Below are 18,567 nucleotides of genomic sequence, written 5' to 3'. Positions count from 1 at the left end.
ACGAAGCCGACGTCAGCCGTCGGCGCGCCCCGGATCCGCGAAGCGGGCGAACGCCTGGAGGTTGGCCAGCGACTCACCCCGTTTGGCGCGCCAGGCCCATTCGCGCCGGATCGACGAGGCGAAGCCGAGCTCCAGGGCCCGGTCGAACCAGTCGTCTGAATAGGTCAGCACGCAGCCGAGCAGCCGGTCGATCTCCTCTTCCGTGATCGCCGTGAGCGGCACCCGGCCGACGAGGTAGACGTCGCCGACGCTGTCGACGGAGAAGTGGACGCCGTACATGCCGCCGTTCTTGGCGAGCAGCCATTTGTAGAACTCGGTGTGGTTCTCGTCGGGCTGGCGGCAGAAGAACGCCTCGACGTGCAGCGCCTGATCGCCGATGATCAACCACGTCATCGTGGCGAGTTTGTGCTGCCCGGGCAGCTTCACCAGGAACGCCCCCGGCCGCGGCTCGTCAAAGGAGACGTCCGCGGCCTTGAGCGCGGTTTCTACGACTTCGCGCATGTCGTACAGCCTACGGAACAGGCGGCCTAGGAGATGACGGCGACCGGCAGCCGGTGCAGGTCGGCGACGGCCTCCGCGTAGACCTCCATCAGCCGCGACGACGTGGCCTGCCAGCCGAACGCCGCCGCGTGCTCACGGGCGCCGATCGACAGGCCGTCACGCCAGGCCGGCGCGGTGACGAAGCGGCGCAGCGCGCGTGCCCACTCGTGCGAGTCGTGGCCGTCAACGAGCACGCCCGACACGCCATCCTGTACGGCCGTACGCAACCCGCCCACGGCGGCAGCCGCGACGGGGGTGCCGCACGCCTGTGACTCCAGGGCGACCAAGCCGAACGACTCGCTGTAGGACGGCACGACGGTCACGTCGGCCGCGCGGTACCAGTCGGCCAGCTCGTGCTGCGGCGCGGGCGGCACGAGCCGGACGACGTCGGAGATGCCCAGCTCGGCGGCGAGCTCGGCGAGGAGGGACGGCCTGGCCAGGCCGTTGCCCGACGGTCCGCCCACGCACGCGACGACCAGGCGGTCGCGCAGCGAGGGGTCGTCGATGAGCATCCGCGAGGCGGCGCGCAGCAGTACGTCGGGCGCCTTCAGCGGCTGGATCCGGCCCACGAACAGCAGGACGTGCGCGTTCTGCGGCAGCCCGAGGCGGCGCCGGGAGGCCCCTTGTGAAGCGGGCTGGAAGACCGTGAGGTTGACACCCGGGTTCACGACCGCGACGCGTTCCTCCTGCGCCCCGTACAGCTCCATGAGCTCGCCGGCTTCGTCGGCGGTGTTGGCCACGAGCCGGTCGGCGATCGCCACGACCTGTTGCTCACCCACCACGCGGGCCTGCGGCTCGGGCTGGTCGTTCTGGGCCAGCAACAGGTTCTTCACCTTGGCCATGGTGTGCATGGTGTGCACCAGGGGCACGCCCCAGCGCTCCTTGGCCAACCAGCCGACCTGGCCGGACAGCCAGTAGTGCGAGTGGATGACGTCATAGCGGCCGGGGTCGTACATCGCCTCCGTCCGCAGCACGCCGGACAGGAACGCGCAGAGCTGGCCGGGCAGGTCGGCCCTGGTCAACTCCTCATACGGTCCGGCGGTCAGGTGGCGGACCATGACACCGGGGGCGAGTTCGGCTACCGGTGGCAGGTCACGTCCAGTGGCCCGGGTGAAGATCTCCACCTCGACGCCGGACTCGGCCAGTCGCTTCGCCGATTCGACGATGTACACGTTCATCCCGCCGGCGTCGCCCGTGCCGGGCTGTTCCAGGGGAGACGTGTGCATGCTGATGGTCGCGACCCGGTTGACCCGTCGTCGCCTCACCCGACACCACCTCCAAACGCAGTACAACTATGCAGAACATCCCGACATTCCCGACAAGCGGGGTGTCAGGGCAGTGCTGGCAAGATGTGTGCCATGAAGAAGACGGCTGTGGTGACGGGCGCGAGCAGCGGGATCGGTGAGGCGACAGCGCGACGGCTGGCCGCCGAGGGCTACGACGTGGTGGCGGGCGCGCGACGTCAGGACCGGCTGGACAAGCTGGCCGCCGAGGTGCCCGGGATCCGCCCCGTGTCCCTGGACGTGACCTCTCAGGAGTCGGTGGACGCGCTGGCGGCCTCGCTCGACCGGTGCGACGTGCTGGTCAACAACGCCGGTGGCGCGCTCGGCATGGAGCCGGTGGCCGAGGGGCGGCTCGACGACTGGCAGCGGATGTACGACACCAACGTCCTCGGGTCACTGCGGATGACGCAGGCCCTGATGCCCATGCTCGTCGAGTCGGGCGACGGGGTGCTGGTGATGCTCACCTCGACCGCGGCACTGGTGGCGTACGAGGGCGGAGGCGGCTACGTGGCCGCCAAGCAGGCCCAGCGGTCGATGGCCGAGACGCTCAGGCTGGAGCTGGTCGGGCAGCCCGTACGCGTCGTGGAGATCGCGCCGGGCATGGTCCAGAGCGAGGGCTTCGCGGTGACCCGCTTCCGCGGCGACGAGACGGCGGCCGCCCGCGTCTACCAGGGCGTGCCTGATCCGCTGAGCTCCGACGACGTGGCCGACGCGATCGTGTGGTGCGTCACCAGGCCCGCGCACGTCAACATCGACCGCCTGGTCATGCGCCCGCGCGCCCAGGCCGCCCAGCACAGGGTGCACCGCGTCGGTGGCTAGGCCGGTCGGTTCGATCACCAGGGGCACGACCGGGCACAACCGGCTCCGGCGGGCCGACCGGTGGATCGCCGCCGCCCACGGCCGTCTGCTGCGCGGCGCCGTCCGGCCGCTGGCCGTGGACCTCGGTTACGGCGCCTCCCACACCACCACGCTGGAGCTGTTCACCCGCCTGCGGCGGATCTGCCCGGACATCGAGGTGGTGGGCATCGAGATCGACCCCGCGCGGGTCGCCCTGGCCAAGCCGTACGAGCGCGCCGGGCTGAGTTTCGCCCTCGGCGGCTTCGAACTGCCGGTCTCGCGTCCCCCGCTGCTGGTCCGGGCCTTCAACGTCCTCAGGCAGTACGGCGAGGCGGACGCCTGGCGCTACTGGGAGGCGCTGCGCGGCCGGTTGGCTCCCGGCGGCGTCCTGGTGGAGGGCACCTGCTCGGAGAGCGGCCACCGGGCGATCTGGGCCGGTCTGGATCGGGACGGCCCGCGCACGCTCACCCTCTCGGCCAGGTTCGACGCCTTCGACCGCCCTTCTGACCTGGCCGACCGCCTGCCGAAGACCCTCATCCACCGCAACGTCCCCGGTGAGCGCATTCATGCGTTCCTGAGCGACTTCGACCGCGCCTGGGCGAGAACCGCCCCGTACGGCGCCCACGGCCGCCGGCAACGCTGGCTGGCCGCCGTGGACCTGCTGGCGACCTCCTGGCCCATCCACCGGCATCCGCCGCTCGGCGGCACGGCCAGATGGCGCCTCGGCGAACTGACCCTCCCCTGGGACTCCGTGGCGCCGCTCTGAAAAGCCCTCCCGCTCTGCAAGCCCTCCCAAAGAGACGCGCGCTCTAAAGAGCCGCGGAGAACGCCGCGTAAGCGACCGCGTCGAACAGGACGAACCGCACTTCGTCCACAGCTGTGGAAACCTCCCGCACAGTGCGCAGCGCGATGCGGGCGCCGTCGTCCAACGGCCACCCATAGATGCCGGTCGAGATCGCGGGAAAGGCCGCCGACCGGGCCCCCAGCGAGTCGGCCACCCGGAGCGACTCGCGATAACACGAGGCCAGGACTTTGGAGCGGTCATCGCTCCGCGAATAGACCGGCCCGACGGTGTGGATCACCCAGCGGGCGTCGAGCCGCCCGGCGGTCGTGGCCACGGCCTGCCCCGCCGGCAGTCCCTTGCCGTAGTGGGACGCCCGCAGCGCCCGGCATTCGGCGAGAATCTCCGGCCCACCCCGCCGGTGGATCGCGCCGTCGACCCCGCCCCCGCCCATCAGCGACGAGTTGGCGGCGTTGACGATCGCGTCAACCATCTGTGCGGTGATGTCCCCCTGTACGAGCGTGACGTCCATCTCACCAGCATCCCGGATATCTGCTCGACGCTTTGTAGTACTACGCTGAAGAGTGTGAAGGGTCTTGGCGAGCTCGAACGCAGCATCATGGACATCATCTGGGCGGGAAGCAGTCCGCTGACGGCCCGTGAGGTCGGCAGGCTCATAGCCGACCGCGATCTGGCCCCGACCACCGTCATGACCGTCCTCGACCGTCTGACCCGCAAGGGGTTCCTCCAGCGGACCCGCGACGGCCGCGCCTGGCGCTACGAGCAGGCGGCGAGCCGCGACGCGTACATCGCTGAGCTTATGCTGGAAGCTCTGGACCTGACGGGCGACCGCTCGGCCGCCCTCACCCGCTTCGCCCAGGCCGTGTCCGGCTCGGAGGCGGAGATCCTGCGCAGGGCTCTCACGGAGCTGGAGCTGGAGGAAGAGTGACCACGGCAGCGACGCTGGCAGCGCTCGCCCTCGCGTGCGGGCTCGGCTCCTGGCGTCTCACGACTGCCCGCTGGACGTCTCGTGCCCCTCGGATCGCCATCATCCTCTGGCAGTCCCTGGGCGTGGCCTGGGGCCTGGCCACGACCGGCGCCATGCTGGCGTACGCCGTGCAGCCCTCGGGGCTGGGCATCCTGCCGGGAATGGCGGCCTTCCTGAGCGGCGAGCGCCCGCGCGGGACCTGGGATCCGCTGCACATGACGGCGATGATCGCCGGGCTGACCTCACTGACCGTCCTCATCGTGGTGCTGATCACCGCCGGCGTGCAGGCGCTGCAGGCGCGCAGGCGGCACCGCGTGCTGCTCGCGCTGATCGCCCGCGACGACCCGGGCGTGCCCGGCGTGCGGGTGCTCGACCATCCGAGCGCGGCGGCCTACTGCGTGCCGGGGCTGCGCTCGCAGGTGGTGGTCAGCGAGGGCGCGCTCAAGCTGCTGTCGCACGACGAGCTCACGGCCGTGCTCGCGCACGAGGCCGCGCACGTACGGGAGCGGCACGACCTGGTGCTGCTGCCGTTCGCCGCCCTGCGCCGGGCCCTGCCCTGGTCCAAGGTGGTCTGCGAGGCGCAGGCGCAGGTCGAGCTGCTCATCGAGATGGCCGCCGACGACCGCGCGCGCCGCTACTGCTCGCCGCGCAGGCTGGCCACCGCCCTGCTCAGGTTCGGTACGGCCGGCGCCATGCCGACCCCCCAGGGGATGCTCGGCGTACGCGCCCAGAACGTCATGGCCCGGGTGGATCGCCTGATCAAGCCGGGTCCCGCGCTGCCCACCACGATGCGCTTCAGCATCCTCGCCCTGTCCGTCACGTTGGTCACCGCCACCCCCTTCCTCTGGACCATCCAGTTTTAACGCTTGCTGGCGCTAGCTTTGCGTTTGCAATTGCAAGCACTCTGGGGCACACTAGAGGCATGGCACTACCGAAGGTCGGCTCGATCGGCGAATACATCCGCGAGCAGCGGCAGCAGGCGAAGATCTCGCTGCGCCAGCTCGCGGCGGCAGCAGGGGTGTCCAACCCCTACCTCAGCCAGATCGAGCGCGGTCTGCGTAAGCCGAGCGCGGAGATTCTCAACCAGATCGCCAAGGGTCTGCACATTTCATCGCAAGCGCTCTATGTGCAGGCGGGCCTGATGGAGGATCGCGAGCCGCCGAGTGATGTCATCACCGCGATTCGCGCCGACGCGAACCTGAGCGGGCGGCAACGCCAGGTGCTCATCGATATCTACGAGTCGTTTCGCAAGGAGAAGCGCGCCGAAGACGAGCAGACCTCCCAGAACGCTCATCTCCGGCACGACTCCGAATCGGACGACGAGCCGCTGCCTGAGGAATATCTCGCCGCGCTTGAGCCTTTCGCGGCGTCCACCGGCAATGGCACCGCCAACCAGGAAACCAAGGAAGGTTAACCCATGACGCTGGCCACTGAGGTCAAGAAGCTCACCGACTCCAAGCCTTTCTACGCCGTGGCGGGTGCGGGCGACTATGCCGTGGAGAAGCTGCGGGAGCTGCCCGAGCAGCTGCTGAAGCTGCAGTCCCGGCGCGCCGAGATCGCCAAGGACCTGCCCGTGAAGGCCCGCACATACGCCGACAAGGCCGAGGGCTTCGCCAGGGAGTTCCCCGAGAAGGCGCGCACCTACGCCGACCAGCTGACCGTGCTGGCCACCGAGGTCTACGAGGACTTCGCCACCCGCGGGCGCAAGGTCGTCAGCAAGACGACCGGCGAGGCCGCGCTGGAGCTGGAGGAGGTGTCGGAGGCCGCCGAGCCCGCCGTCGCCACCCCCGTCAAGAAGCCCCGCACCACCAAGGCCACCACGCCCAAGGCCTGACACCACGCCGAAAGCCCGCCTCCGCACGGAGGTGGGCTTTCCGCTTCGGGGGTGCCCGTTTGTCGGGAGCGCCTACTAGGCTGGGGCCGTTTCATCGCGAGCGTTGGGCGGGACACACATGGAAATTGTCAACGGCGGCTTGAATCTTCTCTTCCTGCTGCTCGCGGTCGGCATCTTCGGCATGTCGATCTATGCGCTGGTGCACGCGGCGCGGGTGCCGGCCAACGCGTTCGTGTCGGCCGGCAAGCTGCAGAAAAACCTCTGGCTGATCATCCTGATCCTGGCCACGCTGTTCTCCGCCGCGGGCGCGTGGTCCTACTTCCAGGCCTTCATGTTCCTTGGGGGCCGCGAGTTCCTCGGGATCGGGCTGGGGTTCTTCTCGATCATCGCCGTCATCGCGGCGACGATCTACGTCGTCGACGTCAAGCCCGCCGTCAAGGGCATGGGCGGGCGCGGTGGCAACAACGGCCCCTACGGACCTTGGTGATCCTTCCCGGGTAGGTGGCCGATGGCGTCGGCCAGCCATTGGGCCAGGTGGAGGTGGCCCTCGGCGGTCGGATGGATGCCGTCGGGGAGCAGCTGGCCGGGCGGGGTGCCGGTGATCCGCTGCTCGGCGAGCGGGTCCAGGAAGGGGACAGCCTCCTGCTGGGCCAGGCCCGACAGCGCGTCACGCAGCCGATATGCCTTGCGTGGGGTGTCGTGCAGCCAGATGGGGCCGATCATGAGGATCCGGGTTCTCGGCCAGTGAGTCCGCGCCTCGGAGATGAGGCTGGCCGCCGCTCGCCGTACGCTCGTCGGCGACCAAGGGCTGTCGTTGTGGCCGCCTGAGATGATCAGCATGTCGGGCGCGGGGCGCCAGGCCAGCTCGGCTTCGAACGACTCCTGGAACGTACGCCCGACGCGGCCTTGGTTGAGATAGCCGGTGCCGCCCGCGCCCGCGATGACCGGCTGCCAGCCGAGCAGGCGGGCCGACTCGGCGGCGTAGGTCCGCCAGAGCGGCACCGGGCCAGAGCCGACCGTGAAGCTGTCGCCGACGAACATCACGACGGGTGCGGCCGGCCCGCTCCGCGGCAGAGGCGACTCAGAATGAAGCTGCGCCGGGCTCGGCCAAGGTTCACCAGCCCCACCACCACATCCCGATATTGCACAACAAATCCCCAATATCGCGACAGCCGGTGCGATCAGGGCTCGATCCAGCAGGCCGCGCATAACCACCTCGGGGATTAAGCTGCCGACATGACTCATGACCTCCACGGGCGGACAGAACGGCTCGAATTGTCGGATCAGGATCTGCGCGACTTCGAGGCCGTCGTCCTTGACTCCACACCCGACGGAATCGTGCTGAGCAAGTCGGCATTCTATCCGGGCGGAGGCGGCCAGCCGGCGGATCACGGAGTTCTGCTTTGGCAGGGGGTGGAAACTCGGATCGTCGGGGTGCGCAAAGGCGATGATCTGCACCTTATTCCGGCAGAGGGCGACCCGGTCCCGCCGGTCGGCACGGTCGTTCAGGGGGCGGTGGCCGACGCGCGGCGTTCCGCCCTGATGCGTACCCACTCGGGGCTGCACGTCCTGTGCGGCGTCGTCTTCCGCGACTACGGCTCGCTGGTGACGGGCGGCAACATGGACGAGCTGAGCGCGCGGATGGACTTCAACCTGCCGGAGCTGCCGCCGGGCTTCAAGGAGGCGGTCGAGGACGCGTGCAACGCCGAGATCGTCGCGGACCGGCGCATCGACGTACGGGTGCTGCCGCGCAAGGAGGCGTTCGACATCCCGGACATCATCCGGACGGCGACCAACCTGGTGCCGGAGCATGTGGAGGACGTCAGGATCGTCGACATCGTCGGGCTGGACACCCAGGCCGACGGCGGCACGCATGTCGCCTCGACGAAGCAGATCGGGCGCATCAAGGTGGCCAAGATCGAGAGCAAGGGCCGCGGCTTCCGGCGCCTCCGCATCGCGATCTCGGACTGACGCCTCCGCGTCGCCATCTCCGACTGACGCCTCCGCGTCGCGGTCCCGGACCAGCGTCTCCGCGTGGCGGTCCCGGGCTGGTCACCGCCTGGCCTGGCCCGCGACCTCGATGATCCCGGCCAGGCCGTCGAGCAGCGATCGCAGACCGAACTCGAAGAGCCGGTCGAGGTCGAAGTCGAAGTCGCCCCCCATCCGCCGGATGACGTCGACGAACGTGGGATAGGCGCCCGAGGTGACGACGGCCGTCAGCCGCGCGTCCTGGGCTCGCATCCATTCGTCGTCGGTGAGGCCGGTCTCGGCCTGTGCCTGGGACTCCAGCTCGAAGTTGGCGGCGATCCCCTCGACGTAGCTGTACATCAGGATGTGCACGTGCATCATGCTCTCCGGGTCGAGGCCGTGGCCGTCGACCGCCGCCAGCGCCCATTCGGCGTGCTTGAGCAGGCTGGGTGACGGCAGCGGCCGGCTCAGCGAGGTGATCCGGGTGAGCCACGGGTGGCGCCGGTAGGCCGCCCACTGCACGCGGGCCGCCACCTCCAGCCGGGCCCGCCAGCCGGGCGGCGGCTCGGCGGGGAGCGGGAATTCGCCGAACACCTGGTCGATCATCAGCTCGACCAGGTCATCCTTGCTGCCCACGTGGCGGTAGAGCGACATCGTGGCCACACCGAGCCGACCCGCGACGCCGCGCATGGACAGCGCGGGCAGGCCCTCGGCGTCGGCGATCTCGATGGCGGTCCGCACGACACGATCCCGCGTCAGATCACGCGCGGAGTCACGGCCCAGGTCACGGCCCAGGTCACGGCCCGGATCGCGGCCCAGATCACGGCCCGGATCGCGGCCCGGATCACGGCCCGGATCACGGAAGGCCGGATGACCCGCCCGGTCTCGCGTCGGCTCGCGGCCGGGGTCGTCGGGGGCACCGTGCGGCCGACGTGGTGACCGGGCCGACGGTCCGGCGACGACCGTGCCGACGCGCGACTCGGCGACGACCACGCCTTCTTGCGCGAGCCGGGCCAGTGCCTTGGCGGCCGTGGCCAGGGCCACATCCCAGTCCCTCGCCAGCTGCCTGGTGGAGGGCACCCGCTCCCCGACCCGCAACTCGCCGTCCGCTATCCGGCGCTTGATGTCGTCGACAATCCGCACGTACGGCGGCGCCGCTTCCGCAACCACCCGGCCTCCTTCGCTCCTGTACTAGTACAGAGATTAGCAGAACCCCTGTTGCAAACCCTGTCTGTACGCCGTACATTCACCTCGTACAGCGTCAACAAAAGGGAGATCCAATGAACGTCCTCATCTCCGGCGCCAGCATCGGCGGACCCGTCCTGGCCTACTGGCTGCGCGAGCACGGCTTCGACGTGACCGTCGTCGAACGCGCCCCCGCCCCTCGCCGAGGCGGCCAGGCGATCGACATCCGGGGAGCCGCCCTGGAGGTGGCCGGGCGCATGGGCATCCTGGAGCAGGCACGAGCCATGAAGACCGACATGCGCGGCATGTCGATGGTCGACGGCGACGGCAACGAGCTGATGCGCACCACCGAGGAGACGATCAGCGGCGGCCGGCTGGACGGCCCCGACATCGAGATCATGCGCGACGACCTGACCGCGCTCGTCATCGCCGCCTCGGGCAGCGGCGTCGAATACCTCTATGGCGACTCGATCGCGGCGCTCCACCAGGACGGTCAGGGGGTCCAGGTGACGTTCGAGAGCGGCGTGCGGCGGCGCTTCGACTACGTGGTCGGCGCCGACGGCCTGCACTCGAACGTGCGCGGGCTGGTGTTCGGCGAGGAGTCGCAATTCATCCACCACTTGGGCATGTACGTGGCGATCTACAGCGCGGACAACTTCCTCGACCTGGACCGCTGGCAGGTGTGGCACCGCGAGGGCGACGCCGGGTTCGGCCTCTACACCGCCCCCGGCAACGCCTCGATCCGGGTCAACATCGGCTTCGGCGGCGAGGACGTCGCCTACGACTACCGCGACGTCGAGCAGCAGAAGCGGCTCATCGAGGAGCGCTGCTCCGAGCTGGGCTGGGAGACGCCCCGGCTACTGAAGGCGATGTGGGCGGCCGACGACTTCTACTTCGACGCGATGGCGCAGATCCGGATGGAGCGCTGGTCCGAGGGCCGGGTGACGCTGCTCGGCGACGCCGGCTACTGCGCCTCACCGCTGTCGGGCCAGGGCACCAGCCTGGCGATGGTGGGCGCGTACGTACTGGCTCAGGAGCTCTCCAGGGACCCGCACGGCGCGTTCGACCGCTATGAGGCGCGGATGCGGCCGTTCGCCGAGGTCAACCAGGCCCTCGCCTTGGAGAACCCCGGCCAGGGCGCGGCTCCGGAGAACGTCCAGCGGGCCGCCAACAGCATCGCGCTCGACTGATCCAGCCTGGTCAGGAGACGCCCGTACTCCTCCAAGGAGGACGAACCGCTACGATGTGCCGCCATGACGGGTATCAGGCGCACGCTGGCCATACTGGGGGCCGTCGCTCTGTCGCTGACCGCCGTCCCCGCCACGGCGGCGGCCGGGATCACCGACGAGGTGACCATGAGCCTCGCCAAGAACGGCACACTGCACGTGGTCGAGAAGATCAGCGGCGGCTCGGGGGAGCTCAAGCGGACGTTCCTCACCAGGACCCGCTTCGACGACGACAACGACCGGCTGTACCAGATCTCGAACGTCAAGGGCGGCACGCTCGCCGGCGACGTGCTGACTATGAAGGGACCCGGCACCGTCGAGTACGACGTCAAGGGGGCCGTGACGCCCGCGGGCGCCATCGAGGAGCTGCGCTGGTTCGCGGTGAACGGCTGGAGCGAGCCGGTCACCAAGGCGACGGTCAAGGTGAGCGGTCCCGGCCAGATGCAGAACCTGTCGTGCTTCGCCGGTGAGCTGACCTCGGCCATCGGCTGTACGTCCGCCTCCATGGACCACGGCGCCACCGAGGCCGCCTTCGAGCAGCAGAACGTGGGCCCCGGCCAGGCACTGACCGTGGTCGTCGGCTACGCCAAGGGCTCCACCAGCGGCGCACCGATCCTGGAGCGGCGCTTCTCGCTGGCCGGCGCGTTCACGCTGAACGGCGTCACCGGCGGCGCGCTCGCCGCCCTGCTGGTCCTCCTGCTCGGCGGCGTCGGCCTGCTCTACTGGACGCGCGGACGCGACTCCAGGGCCGCGGGCCACGAGCGCAACTCGGTCGCCCCCGTACAGAACGGGCACTTCTCCCCGCCCGACGGCGTCCGGCCCGGCCAGATCGGCACACTGGTGGACGAACAGGCCGACGTGGTCGACGTCACCGCGACGATCGTAGACCTCGCGGTCCGCGGCTACCTGCGCATCGACGAGCAGCCGCGGCAGACCTACGACGCGCCCGACTGGACGCTGGTCAGGCTGCCGAACGCGCCGGTCAACACGCTGCTGCCGTACGAGCGGGCGCTGTACGACGCCATCTTCGACGGGCGCGACATGGTGCTGCTGTCTCAGATGTCCGGCTCGTTCGCCAGTCACCTGGGCAAGGTCCGCGACGCCCTCTACGCCGACGTGGTGACGCAGGGCTGGTTCGCCCGCCGTCCCGACACCGAGCGGACCCGCTGGACGGTCATCGGCGTGCTGCTCATCGGCGTGGGCCTGCTGGCCACGGTGGCGCTCGCCTGGTTCACCACGTACGGCCTGCTGGGCCTGGCGCTGATCATCGCCGGTGGCGCCCTGGCTGTCGGCGGCCAGTACATGCCCGCCAAGACCGCCAAGGGCTCGGCCGCGCTGGCGCACACGATGGGTTTCCGCGAGTACCTGTTCTCTGGTGACCTCGGGGAGGTGCCCGAACAGCACCGGGTGGAGCTGTTCTCCCGTTATCTCCCGTACGCGGTGATCTTCGATGGCGTGGAGCACTGGTCCCGGGTCGTCGCCTCGGTCACCGGCAACGGGCCCCAGTCCGACAACCTGTACTGGTATCACGGCCCGGCCGAGTGGGACCTGTCCAAGTTCGCCGGGTCGATGCGGACGTTCACCACGACGACCTCGGGCGCCATCTCGGCCAGTCGCCAGTTCCGCACCCTGTAGCGGCCCGGCGCCCCCAGCCGTTCAGCGGAGGCGCCGCTCAGTGGAGGCGTGACTCAGCGGAGGCGCAGTTCGCCCACGGCGCGTCCGCCGCCCATCAGCGGCGGGCGGGCCATCGTGTCCAGTTCCGGGGCGTCCAGGCCGAGCGAGCGCAGCGCCGTCACCGTGGCGGGTGTGCGGGCCCGCTGCGCGCCGTCCTCGACCTTGACGGTGCCCGCCCGCCCGTCCTCGAACACGAACGCGTTGAACCCCTCCGCGCCCACCTTGACCATCAGCCCCGGCAGGGCCCGCATCAGCTCGGCCTCCGGCCTGATCGTGCCGGAGGTCCACTCCGGATGCGCGCGCATGGTGTCGAAGATCCGCCGCTCGTACGAGCCCGCCTCCCCCAGAGCCAGCGCGCGGAAGGCCCGCGTCACGCCCACCATCGAGACGAAGAACAGCGGCGCGCCGCACCCGTCCACGCCCGAGGCCGCGACCCGCTCGCCCGTCAGCTCCTCCACCGTGCGGCGGATCGTCCGCTGCAGCGGGTGCGTCGGCTCCAGGTAGGTAGTGAGCGGCCAGTCGTTCAGCACACAGGTGGCGAGCATGGCGGCGTGCTTGCCCGAGCAGTTCATGTAGACGCGGCCCAGGTCGGTCGCCGCCCGGTCGGAGGGATAGTCCTCGGGGCAGAGCAGCGCCGACTCTGTCAGCCCGGCCTCCGCCAGGATCTTCCGCACGCCGTCCACGTGGTACGGCTCACCGGAGTGGGAGGCGCAGGCCAGCGCGAGGAGTTCACCGTCGAGCGCGAGCCCGGCGCGGAGCATGCCGACCGCCTGGAACGGCTTCATGGCCGAGCGCGGCGAGGCCGGCACGTGCACCGCGCCATGCACCGCGACCGGATCGCCCGCGGCGTCCACGGTGAGCATGCGCACGTGATGGGTCGACTCCACGAACCCGGACCGGACAACCTCGACAACCAGCGACATTCGCCTCCCCTTTCGGCATGAGTCTACGAAGCCTTTTGACCTGGGCCAGAATGAGGTCTTATGCGAGCAGTCGTACAGCGAGTCAGCACCGCGTCGGTGGTGGTCGACGGGGTGACCGTCGGAGCGATCGACGAGCCGGGCCTGCTCGTGCTGGTCGGCGTCACGCACCCGGACACCCGCGCCGAGGCGCGCAAGCTCGCCGCCAAGCTCTGGGGGCTGCGCATCCTGCACGGCGAGAAGTCCTGCTCCGACGTGTCGGCGCCGCTCCTGGTGATCAGCCAGTTCACCCTCTACGGCGACGCCCGCAAGGGCAGGCGGCCCACCTGGCAGGCCGCCGCTCCAGGACCGGTCGCCGAGCCACTGGTGGACGCCGTGGTCGACGAACTCCGGGCGCTGGGAGCCCACGTGGAGACGGGCCGGTTCGGCGCGGACATGAAGGTGTCCCTGGTCAACGACGGCCCGATCACGCTCGTGGTGGACGTGTGAACATAGTCTCCGCCGACGACCTCGAGCCCTCCTACGCGATCGGCAAGAAGGCCAAGCCGGTTCAGCGGAGGCGGCGGCGCATCGCCGGGTCGATGGTGACGTTGCGGCCCGCGTCCGGGGGGACGATGACCTCTTGGGCGGCGGCGACGCCGCCCGCGAGCAGGGGCGCGTCGACCGGCACCGTCCGCTTGACCGTGGCCAGCGCGATCGGGCCCAGTTCGTGGTGGCGGGCGGCGGAGCCGACGACGCCCACCTCCTGGCTCTCGAAAATCACCGGTGCGCCGTGCGCCGGCAGCGTGTCGACGCTGCCGTCAAGGTGCAGGAACACCAGCCGCCGCGGCGGATGCCCCAGATTGTGGACGCGGGCGACCGTCTCCTGGCCCCGGTAACAGCCCTTGGTGAGGTGTACGGCGGTGCCGATCCAGCCCACTTCGTGCGGGATCGTCTTGTGGTCGGTGTCGAAGCCGAGCCGGGGCCGGTGCTCCTCGATGCGGAGCGCCTCGTACGCCCAGAGCCCGGCCAGCGGCCTGCCCAGATGGTCGGGCAGCTCGGCGCGCGGCACCAGGAAGTCCTCGGTCGCGGACGAGAGCACCGCCAGGTCGTCGGCGCGCGAGACCTCGACGCGGAGCATGAACCGCATCCGGTCGAGATAGGCGACCAGGCTGTCGGCGGTGCCCGGCTCGACGTGCGCCAGCACGGACTCGCCGTCGTCGACCAGCGTCAGGTGGTGCAGGACCCGGCCCTGGAGATCGAGGTCGAGCGTCTGCGTCCACTCGCCGGGCGTCAGCGTGTCGAGCTTCTGCGAGGTCAGGTCGTTGAGCCATTTCAGCCGGTCGGCTCCGGAGACGCGGACCACCTCGCGGTTGCTGCGGTCGACCACCGCCTCGCCCTTGACGAGCGCCCGTTGTTCGGCGAACAGGTCACCGTAGTGGGCGGCCACGTCGGAGTCGGGGCCGTCGGCGGGAACGGCACCGGGGAGATCGAGCAGAGGGCTGCGCATGCCTTCCAGGTTATCGGCAGTTGCGACAGCGACCGAAGACGGCTGCGGTAACGTCCGAAGACGGTGCTATCGGCACTTGCTGCAGCGGCCGAAGACGGTCAGGTGGCGTACGTCGGCCACGAAGCCCATCTCGCTGTCCAGCCCCTTGACCAGCCCGTCCGCGAGCTCGGGGCGCACCTCGCCGACCTCACCGCAGCCCCGGCAGACCAGGTGCAGATGGTCGGCGTCCGCCGCCAGGTGGTAGGTGGGGGCGCCGTGGCTCAGATGGGTGTGGGTGACCATGCCGAGCTCTTCGAGCAGCTCCAGCGTGCGGTAGACGGTCGAGATGTTGACGCCACGGGCAGTCTCGCGCACCTTGACGGAGATCTCTTCCGGCGTGGCGTGCTCAAGCGACTTGACCGCCTCCAGCACGAGCTGTCGCTGAGGGGTCACCCGGTAGCCCTTGGCGCGGAGTTCCTCGTGCCACTGCGTCTCCGTCATGCCCCCGAGTCTACGACCGAGTATTAATCACTTGCCCCCTCCGCGACCGAGCACATAGCTTCTGGGGTACGCCGAAAGGAGGTGGTCCAAACAATGGTGATTCATAGTTGGACTAGCGAGGTGGTTGTCCGCTGACGACGCGGACTGTTGTCTCGCGTCTACTTGGCGAATACGAGGCAACCACCGGGGCCCCTGGCAGTCGGAGGACGGGGATGGTTTTCCTGTCCATGGTCCATCCGACCCGCTCGATCACGAGCGGAACGACGCCTGGGGCCCTTTTCATGCCCTCGATTTCATGCCCTCGCTTCCCGCGCGCGGTCAGTGCGCGCCGCGGGGCGGGAGGCCCAGCTTGTCGCAGGCTTCGCGATAGAGGCGGACGACCGCCATGCGCACCTGGGGGCGTTCGGTCAGCGTCTCTCCCCACGGCACCCTGACCAGCTCGCCGCCGTCGATCGTGAACTCGATCGCCTCGGCGTCGACCCCGCTGGTGGCCGCCGTCGTCGCGGCGGGCCGGCCGCCCAGCCCCCGCACGATGATCAGCGCGTCGCCTGAGTGGTCGTCGTTCATGTGCCGCTTGATCGCCTCGACCGCCTCGGCGGTGAACGGGGTGCTCATATGGATCAAGCTACCTTCTTCAGCTCCGCCGACATGTGCGACGTGAGCGGGTGCCCGACCGCGGCCATGTCATAGGCCCACATGAGGTTGCCCTTGACCAGCCCGTACAGGCGGGTGGCCGCGGTGTATTCCTTGGCCGAGGCGGTGCGCGCCACCACGTCGGTGCGCAGCTCGATCTTGTGGAAGACGACCTCGCCGATGTAGATCTCCACGATGCCCGTCGGGTGGGCCAGCAGCACCTCGAGCTGCCGGTCGGGCTGCGGCCGCCAGTAGCCGGACTCGGTGGCGAGCGGCCGGACCCGGTTGCCGTCCTCGTCGAGCAGCCAGGTGCGGCTCACGTACGACAGGAACGGTTTGCCGTTGTGGCTGAACTCGATCTCCTGACCGAAGTTGAAGCTCTCGATCGTCGGATATCCCCCGACACCGGCGCCCTCCCAGCGGCCGATCAGGAACGCGATGTGCTCCAGATCGGGATGCACCGGCACCTGGACCTCAGCATCTTCCATGGCACCAAACTGTACTGGCCGCCCGCGGTGAAGACGTCCGGCGGGAAGAGGTTTAGGGTGACGGACATGGCACGATCTCTGGTGATCAAGGTGACCGCCGGCGCCGAGGCCCCGGAGCGCTGCAACCAGGCGTTCACGGTCGCGGCCGCCGCGCTGGCGAGCGGCGTTCCGGTCTCTCTCTGGCTGACCGGCGAGTCCTCCTGGTTCGCGGTGCCGGGCAGGGCCAAGGAGTTCAACCTGGCCCACGCCGCTCCGCTCACGGACCTGCTGGACGCCGTCCTGGCGGGCGGCCGGGTGACGGTGTGCACCCAGTGCGCGGCCCGGCGTGACCTCACGGTCGACGATCTCATCGACGGCGTCCGCATCGCCGGCGCCTCCACCTTCGTCGAGGAGGCCGTGGCGAAGGACGCGCAGGCTCTCGTGTACTGACCGCGGAAACCTCCAGCGCGCGTGTCCGGGGTGGCGCGGTGGTTCCGACGTCTCTGGTGTACGGCACCGGGAGCGGTGCCGGCCGAGAGGAGAAATCGTGAAGTACATGATCATGATGAGCGGCACGCAGCGCGACTACGACAATCTGTCCGGAAAGCCGGACAACCCGGTCTGGTCCGGGGAGGACGTCGCGGCGCTGCACGCCTTCATGGAGGCGTGGAACCACGCCCTGGTCGAGTCCGGGGAGTTCGTCGACGCCCAGGGCCTGAGCGCGCCCGTGCTCGCCAGGAGGGTCGAACTGAAGGACGGGGTTCCGGTCGTGACCGACGGGCCCTACTCCGAGACGCAGGAGGTCCTGGCCGGTTACACGATCGTCGAGTGCGAGAGCTTCGACCGGGCCACCGAGATCGCCGCGCAACTGGCCGACACTCCCCACCCCGCGAACGCGACCCTGATCCACGACTGGCACGTGGACATACGGCCGATCGCCGGAGGCTACGAGGAGCTGTGACCGGCGGCGAGGTCTTGTTGTGACTGGCGGCCAGATCGAGGACCTGCTGCGCGGGCTGGCGCCGCAGGTTCTCGGCGCGCTGGTACGGCGTTACGGGCACTTCGCCACAGCCGAGGACGCGACGCAGGAGGCACTGCTCGCGGCCGCCCTCCAGTGGCCCGGAGAGGGCCTGCCGGACAACCCGCGCGGCTGGCTGATCACCGTCGCCTCACGCCGGCTGACCGACCTGCTGCGCGGCGAGCAGGCCCGCCGGCACCGCGAGGACACCGTCTCGCGCTGGGCACTGCCCGACCAGTGGCTGGCCCCCGCCGCGGACAGGCCGGCGTCGGAGTCCGACGACACGCTGATCCTGCTGTTCATGTGCTGCCACCCCTCACTGTCGCCCGCGTCACAGATCGCGCTCACCCTGCGGGCCGTCGGCGGCCTGACCACCGCGGAGATCGCCAGAGCGTTCCTGGTCCCGGAAGCGACCATGACCCGGCGCATAACCAGGGCCAAACACCGCATCAAGGAGAGCGGCCTCCCCTTCGGCATGCCCTCCGGCCAGGACCGCGCGGAACGGCTCGCGGCGGTCCTGCACGTCCTCTACCTGATCTTCAACGAGGGCTACGCCAGCACCTCGGGCCCGGCCCTCCACCGCACCGAACTGACCACCGAGGCGATCCGCCTGACCCGCCTGGTCAACCGGCTGCTGCCGGACGACTCCGAGGTGGCGGGCCTGCTGGCCCTCATGCTCCTCACCGACGCCCGCAGACCGGCGCGTACGGGCCCGGACGGCTCCCTGATCCCCATGGCCGAACAGGACCGAACCCTCTGGAACCCGGCCTACATCACCGAAGGCATAGCCCTCATCACCGGAGCCCTCCCCTGCGGCCCAACCGGCCCCTACCAGCTCCAGGCGGCGATCGCCGCCCTGCACGACGAGGCGCCGACCGCGGCGACGACCGACTGGCCCCAGATCAAGGCCCTGTACGAGGTGCTGATGCGCCTGTCCGACAACCCGGTGGTAACGCTCAACCACACCGTCGCGGCCGCCATGGTCGACGGCCCGGAAGCGGGGCTGGCCCTGCTGGAAAAGCTGGCACACGACGCCCGGATAGCCGAAGACCACCGGCTGCACGCGGTCCGGGCCCACCTGCTGGAGCTGTCCGGCGACCACGGAGCGGCCCGGGCGTCTTACGAGACGGCCGCACAGCGAACAAACAGCCTCCAACAGCAGCGCTACCTGCACGCCAAGGCCGGCGCACTGACCACGCGACGACCAAGAACCTGACCACGCGGGTGGCCAGGAACTTGACCAC

The 18,567-nt window shown here is 69.8% G+C and carries 24 protein-coding genes; 14 read left to right on the top strand and 10 right to left on the bottom strand.

The genetic code is table 11. The features are described from left to right. Positions 1–12 precede the first annotated feature (12 nt). Both AB0L53_RS54170 and mshA read right to left on the bottom strand, forming a co-directional pair. The gene (locus tag AB0L53_RS54170; protein WP_364013237.1) at positions 13–501 is read right to left on the bottom strand and encodes a YbjN domain-containing protein; all 489 of its coding nucleotides are present in this window, start codon (positions 499–501) and stop codon (positions 13–15) included. Between the two features lie 26 nt (positions 502–527). Then, positions 528–1,766, bottom strand: coding sequence for a D-inositol-3-phosphate glycosyltransferase (gene mshA / locus AB0L53_RS54165; RefSeq protein WP_364013270.1), 1,239 nt, complete (start codon positions 1,764–1,766; stop codon positions 528–530). 132 nt (positions 1,767–1,898) lie between these two features. Here mshA and AB0L53_RS54160 point away from each other — a divergent pair, with 132 nt between their 5' ends. Both AB0L53_RS54160 and AB0L53_RS54155 read left to right on the top strand, forming a co-directional pair. Then, positions 1,899–2,642 carry an SDR family NAD(P)-dependent oxidoreductase gene (locus tag AB0L53_RS54160; protein ID WP_364013234.1) on the top strand — a complete coding sequence of 248 codons (744 nt, stop codon included), beginning with the start codon at positions 1,899–1,901 and terminating at the stop codon, positions 2,640–2,642. Continuing rightward, positions 2,635–3,426 carry a class I SAM-dependent methyltransferase gene (locus tag AB0L53_RS54155; RefSeq protein WP_364013231.1) on the top strand — a complete coding sequence of 264 codons (792 nt, stop codon included), beginning with the start codon at positions 2,635–2,637 and terminating at the stop codon, positions 3,424–3,426. The genes AB0L53_RS54160 and AB0L53_RS54155 overlap by 8 nt, the downstream gene beginning before the upstream one ends. 43 nt (positions 3,427–3,469) lie before the next feature. Here the strand turns inward: AB0L53_RS54155 and AB0L53_RS54150 are convergent, their stop codons facing one another. Continuing rightward, entirely contained in the window at positions 3,470–3,973 is a 504-nt protein-coding gene (locus AB0L53_RS54150; RefSeq protein WP_364013228.1) for an O-acetyl-ADP-ribose deacetylase, read from the bottom strand. Positions 3,974–4,027: 54 nt separating this feature from the next. On the opposite strand from AB0L53_RS54150, the gene AB0L53_RS54145 reads away from it, so the two are divergent. The 5 genes from AB0L53_RS54145 to AB0L53_RS54125 all read left to right on the top strand — a co-directional run bounded on the left by AB0L53_RS54145 (position 4,028) and on the right by AB0L53_RS54125 (position 6,750). Beyond that, a complete protein-coding gene (locus AB0L53_RS54145) occupies positions 4,028–4,390 on the top strand; it encodes a BlaI/MecI/CopY family transcriptional regulator (protein WP_225294249.1) in 363 nt (120 codons plus the stop codon). After that, positions 4,387–5,292 (top strand): M56 family metallopeptidase, encoded by a 906-nt coding sequence (locus tag AB0L53_RS54140; protein ID WP_357958074.1) that lies wholly within the window; start codon positions 4,387–4,389, stop codon positions 5,290–5,292. Before AB0L53_RS54145 ends, AB0L53_RS54140 begins: the two co-directional genes overlap by 4 nt. Positions 5,293–5,351: 59 nt before the next feature. After that, entirely contained in the window at positions 5,352–5,843 is a 492-nt protein-coding gene (locus tag AB0L53_RS54135) for a helix-turn-helix domain-containing protein (protein ID WP_364013224.1), read from the top strand. A 3-nt stretch (positions 5,844–5,846) separates the two neighbouring features. Further along, positions 5,847–6,263, top strand: a complete 417-nt coding sequence (locus AB0L53_RS54130; protein ID WP_357958078.1) for a hypothetical protein — start codon at positions 5,847–5,849, stop codon at positions 6,261–6,263. 118 nt (positions 6,264–6,381) lie between these two features. Then, on the top strand, positions 6,382–6,750 hold the full coding sequence (locus AB0L53_RS54125; protein ID WP_364013221.1) for a DUF2516 family protein: 369 nt from the start codon (positions 6,382–6,384) through the stop codon (positions 6,748–6,750). On the opposite strand, the gene AB0L53_RS54120 is transcribed toward AB0L53_RS54125, so the two are convergent. Further along, complete coding sequence (locus AB0L53_RS54120; RefSeq protein ID WP_364013218.1) at positions 6,735–7,304, bottom strand: SGNH/GDSL hydrolase family protein; 570 nt, start codon at positions 7,302–7,304, stop codon at positions 6,735–6,737. The two genes, AB0L53_RS54125 and AB0L53_RS54120, sit on opposite strands and share 16 nt — an antisense overlap. A gap of 195 nt (positions 7,305–7,499) precedes the next feature. Here AB0L53_RS54120 and AB0L53_RS54115 point away from each other — a divergent pair, with 195 nt between their 5' ends. Beyond that, a complete protein-coding gene (locus AB0L53_RS54115) occupies positions 7,500–8,234 on the top strand; it encodes an alanyl-tRNA editing protein (protein ID WP_357958081.1) in 735 nt (244 codons plus the stop codon). 81 nt (positions 8,235–8,315) lie between these two features. On the opposite strand, the gene AB0L53_RS54110 is transcribed toward AB0L53_RS54115, so the two are convergent. Then, a complete protein-coding gene (locus AB0L53_RS54110; RefSeq protein ID WP_364013215.1) occupies positions 8,316–9,401 on the bottom strand; it encodes a TetR/AcrR family transcriptional regulator C-terminal domain-containing protein in 1,086 nt (361 codons plus the stop codon). A gap of 110 nt (positions 9,402–9,511) precedes the next feature. Here AB0L53_RS54110 and AB0L53_RS54105 point away from each other — a divergent pair, with 110 nt between their 5' ends. Next, positions 9,512–10,606: an FAD-dependent monooxygenase gene (locus AB0L53_RS54105; RefSeq protein ID WP_364013212.1), complete on the top strand. Its 1,095-nt coding sequence runs from the start codon at positions 9,512–9,514 to the stop codon at positions 10,604–10,606. Positions 10,607–10,669: 63 nt separating this feature from the next. Continuing rightward, entirely contained in the window at positions 10,670–12,277 is a 1,608-nt protein-coding gene (locus tag AB0L53_RS54100; protein ID WP_364013209.1) for a DUF2207 domain-containing protein, read from the top strand. Positions 12,278–12,330: 53 nt separating this feature from the next. On the opposite strand, the gene AB0L53_RS54095 is transcribed toward AB0L53_RS54100, so the two are convergent. Further along, a complete protein-coding gene (locus AB0L53_RS54095; protein ID WP_364013206.1) occupies positions 12,331–13,239 on the bottom strand; it encodes an asparaginase in 909 nt (302 codons plus the stop codon). Between the two features lie 60 nt (positions 13,240–13,299). On the opposite strand from AB0L53_RS54095, the gene dtd reads away from it, so the two are divergent. Further along, entirely contained in the window at positions 13,300–13,725 is a 426-nt protein-coding gene (gene dtd / locus AB0L53_RS54090) for a D-aminoacyl-tRNA deacylase (protein WP_357958090.1), read from the top strand. A 61-nt stretch (positions 13,726–13,786) separates the two neighbouring features. Here the strand turns inward: dtd and AB0L53_RS54085 are convergent, their stop codons facing one another. The 4 genes from AB0L53_RS54085 to AB0L53_RS54070 form a co-directional block, all read right to left on the bottom strand. Next, positions 13,787–14,725 carry a folate-binding protein gene (locus tag AB0L53_RS54085; RefSeq protein WP_364013203.1) on the bottom strand — a complete coding sequence of 313 codons (939 nt, stop codon included), beginning with the start codon at positions 14,723–14,725 and terminating at the stop codon, positions 13,787–13,789. 66 nt (positions 14,726–14,791) lie between these two features. Next, entirely contained in the window at positions 14,792–15,205 is a 414-nt protein-coding gene (locus AB0L53_RS54080; RefSeq protein ID WP_357958094.1) for a Fur family transcriptional regulator, read from the bottom strand. A gap of 318 nt (positions 15,206–15,523) precedes the next feature. Then, positions 15,524–15,820: a DUF2470 domain-containing protein gene (locus AB0L53_RS54075; protein ID WP_364013200.1), complete on the bottom strand. Its 297-nt coding sequence runs from the start codon at positions 15,818–15,820 to the stop codon at positions 15,524–15,526. A gap of 5 nt (positions 15,821–15,825) precedes the next feature. After that, a complete protein-coding gene (locus tag AB0L53_RS54070) occupies positions 15,826–16,326 on the bottom strand; it encodes an FABP family protein (RefSeq protein ID WP_357958097.1) in 501 nt (166 codons plus the stop codon). Positions 16,327–16,392: 66 nt separating this feature from the next. Here AB0L53_RS54070 and AB0L53_RS54065 point away from each other — a divergent pair, with 66 nt between their 5' ends. The 3 genes from AB0L53_RS54065 to AB0L53_RS54055 all read left to right on the top strand — a co-directional run bounded on the left by AB0L53_RS54065 (position 16,393) and on the right by AB0L53_RS54055 (position 18,539). Then, a complete protein-coding gene (locus AB0L53_RS54065; protein ID WP_358432118.1) occupies positions 16,393–16,755 on the top strand; it encodes a DsrE family protein in 363 nt (120 codons plus the stop codon). A 106-nt stretch (positions 16,756–16,861) separates the two neighbouring features. Then, positions 16,862–17,266, top strand: a complete 405-nt coding sequence (locus tag AB0L53_RS54060; protein ID WP_364013267.1) for a YciI family protein — start codon at positions 16,862–16,864, stop codon at positions 17,264–17,266. Between the two features lie 19 nt (positions 17,267–17,285). After that, the gene (locus AB0L53_RS54055; RefSeq protein WP_364013196.1) at positions 17,286–18,539 is read left to right on the top strand and encodes a sigma-70 family RNA polymerase sigma factor; all 1,254 of its coding nucleotides are present in this window, start codon (positions 17,286–17,288) and stop codon (positions 18,537–18,539) included. The last annotated feature ends 28 nt before the right edge of the window (positions 18,540–18,567 follow it).

The organism is Nonomuraea sp. NPDC052129 (assembly GCF_040680095.1).
Lineage (GTDB): Bacteria > Actinomycetota > Actinomycetes > Streptosporangiales > Streptosporangiaceae > Nonomuraea.
Note: the sequence above shows the minus strand (reverse complement) of the source record. Positions and strands in the feature narration are given on the sequence as shown.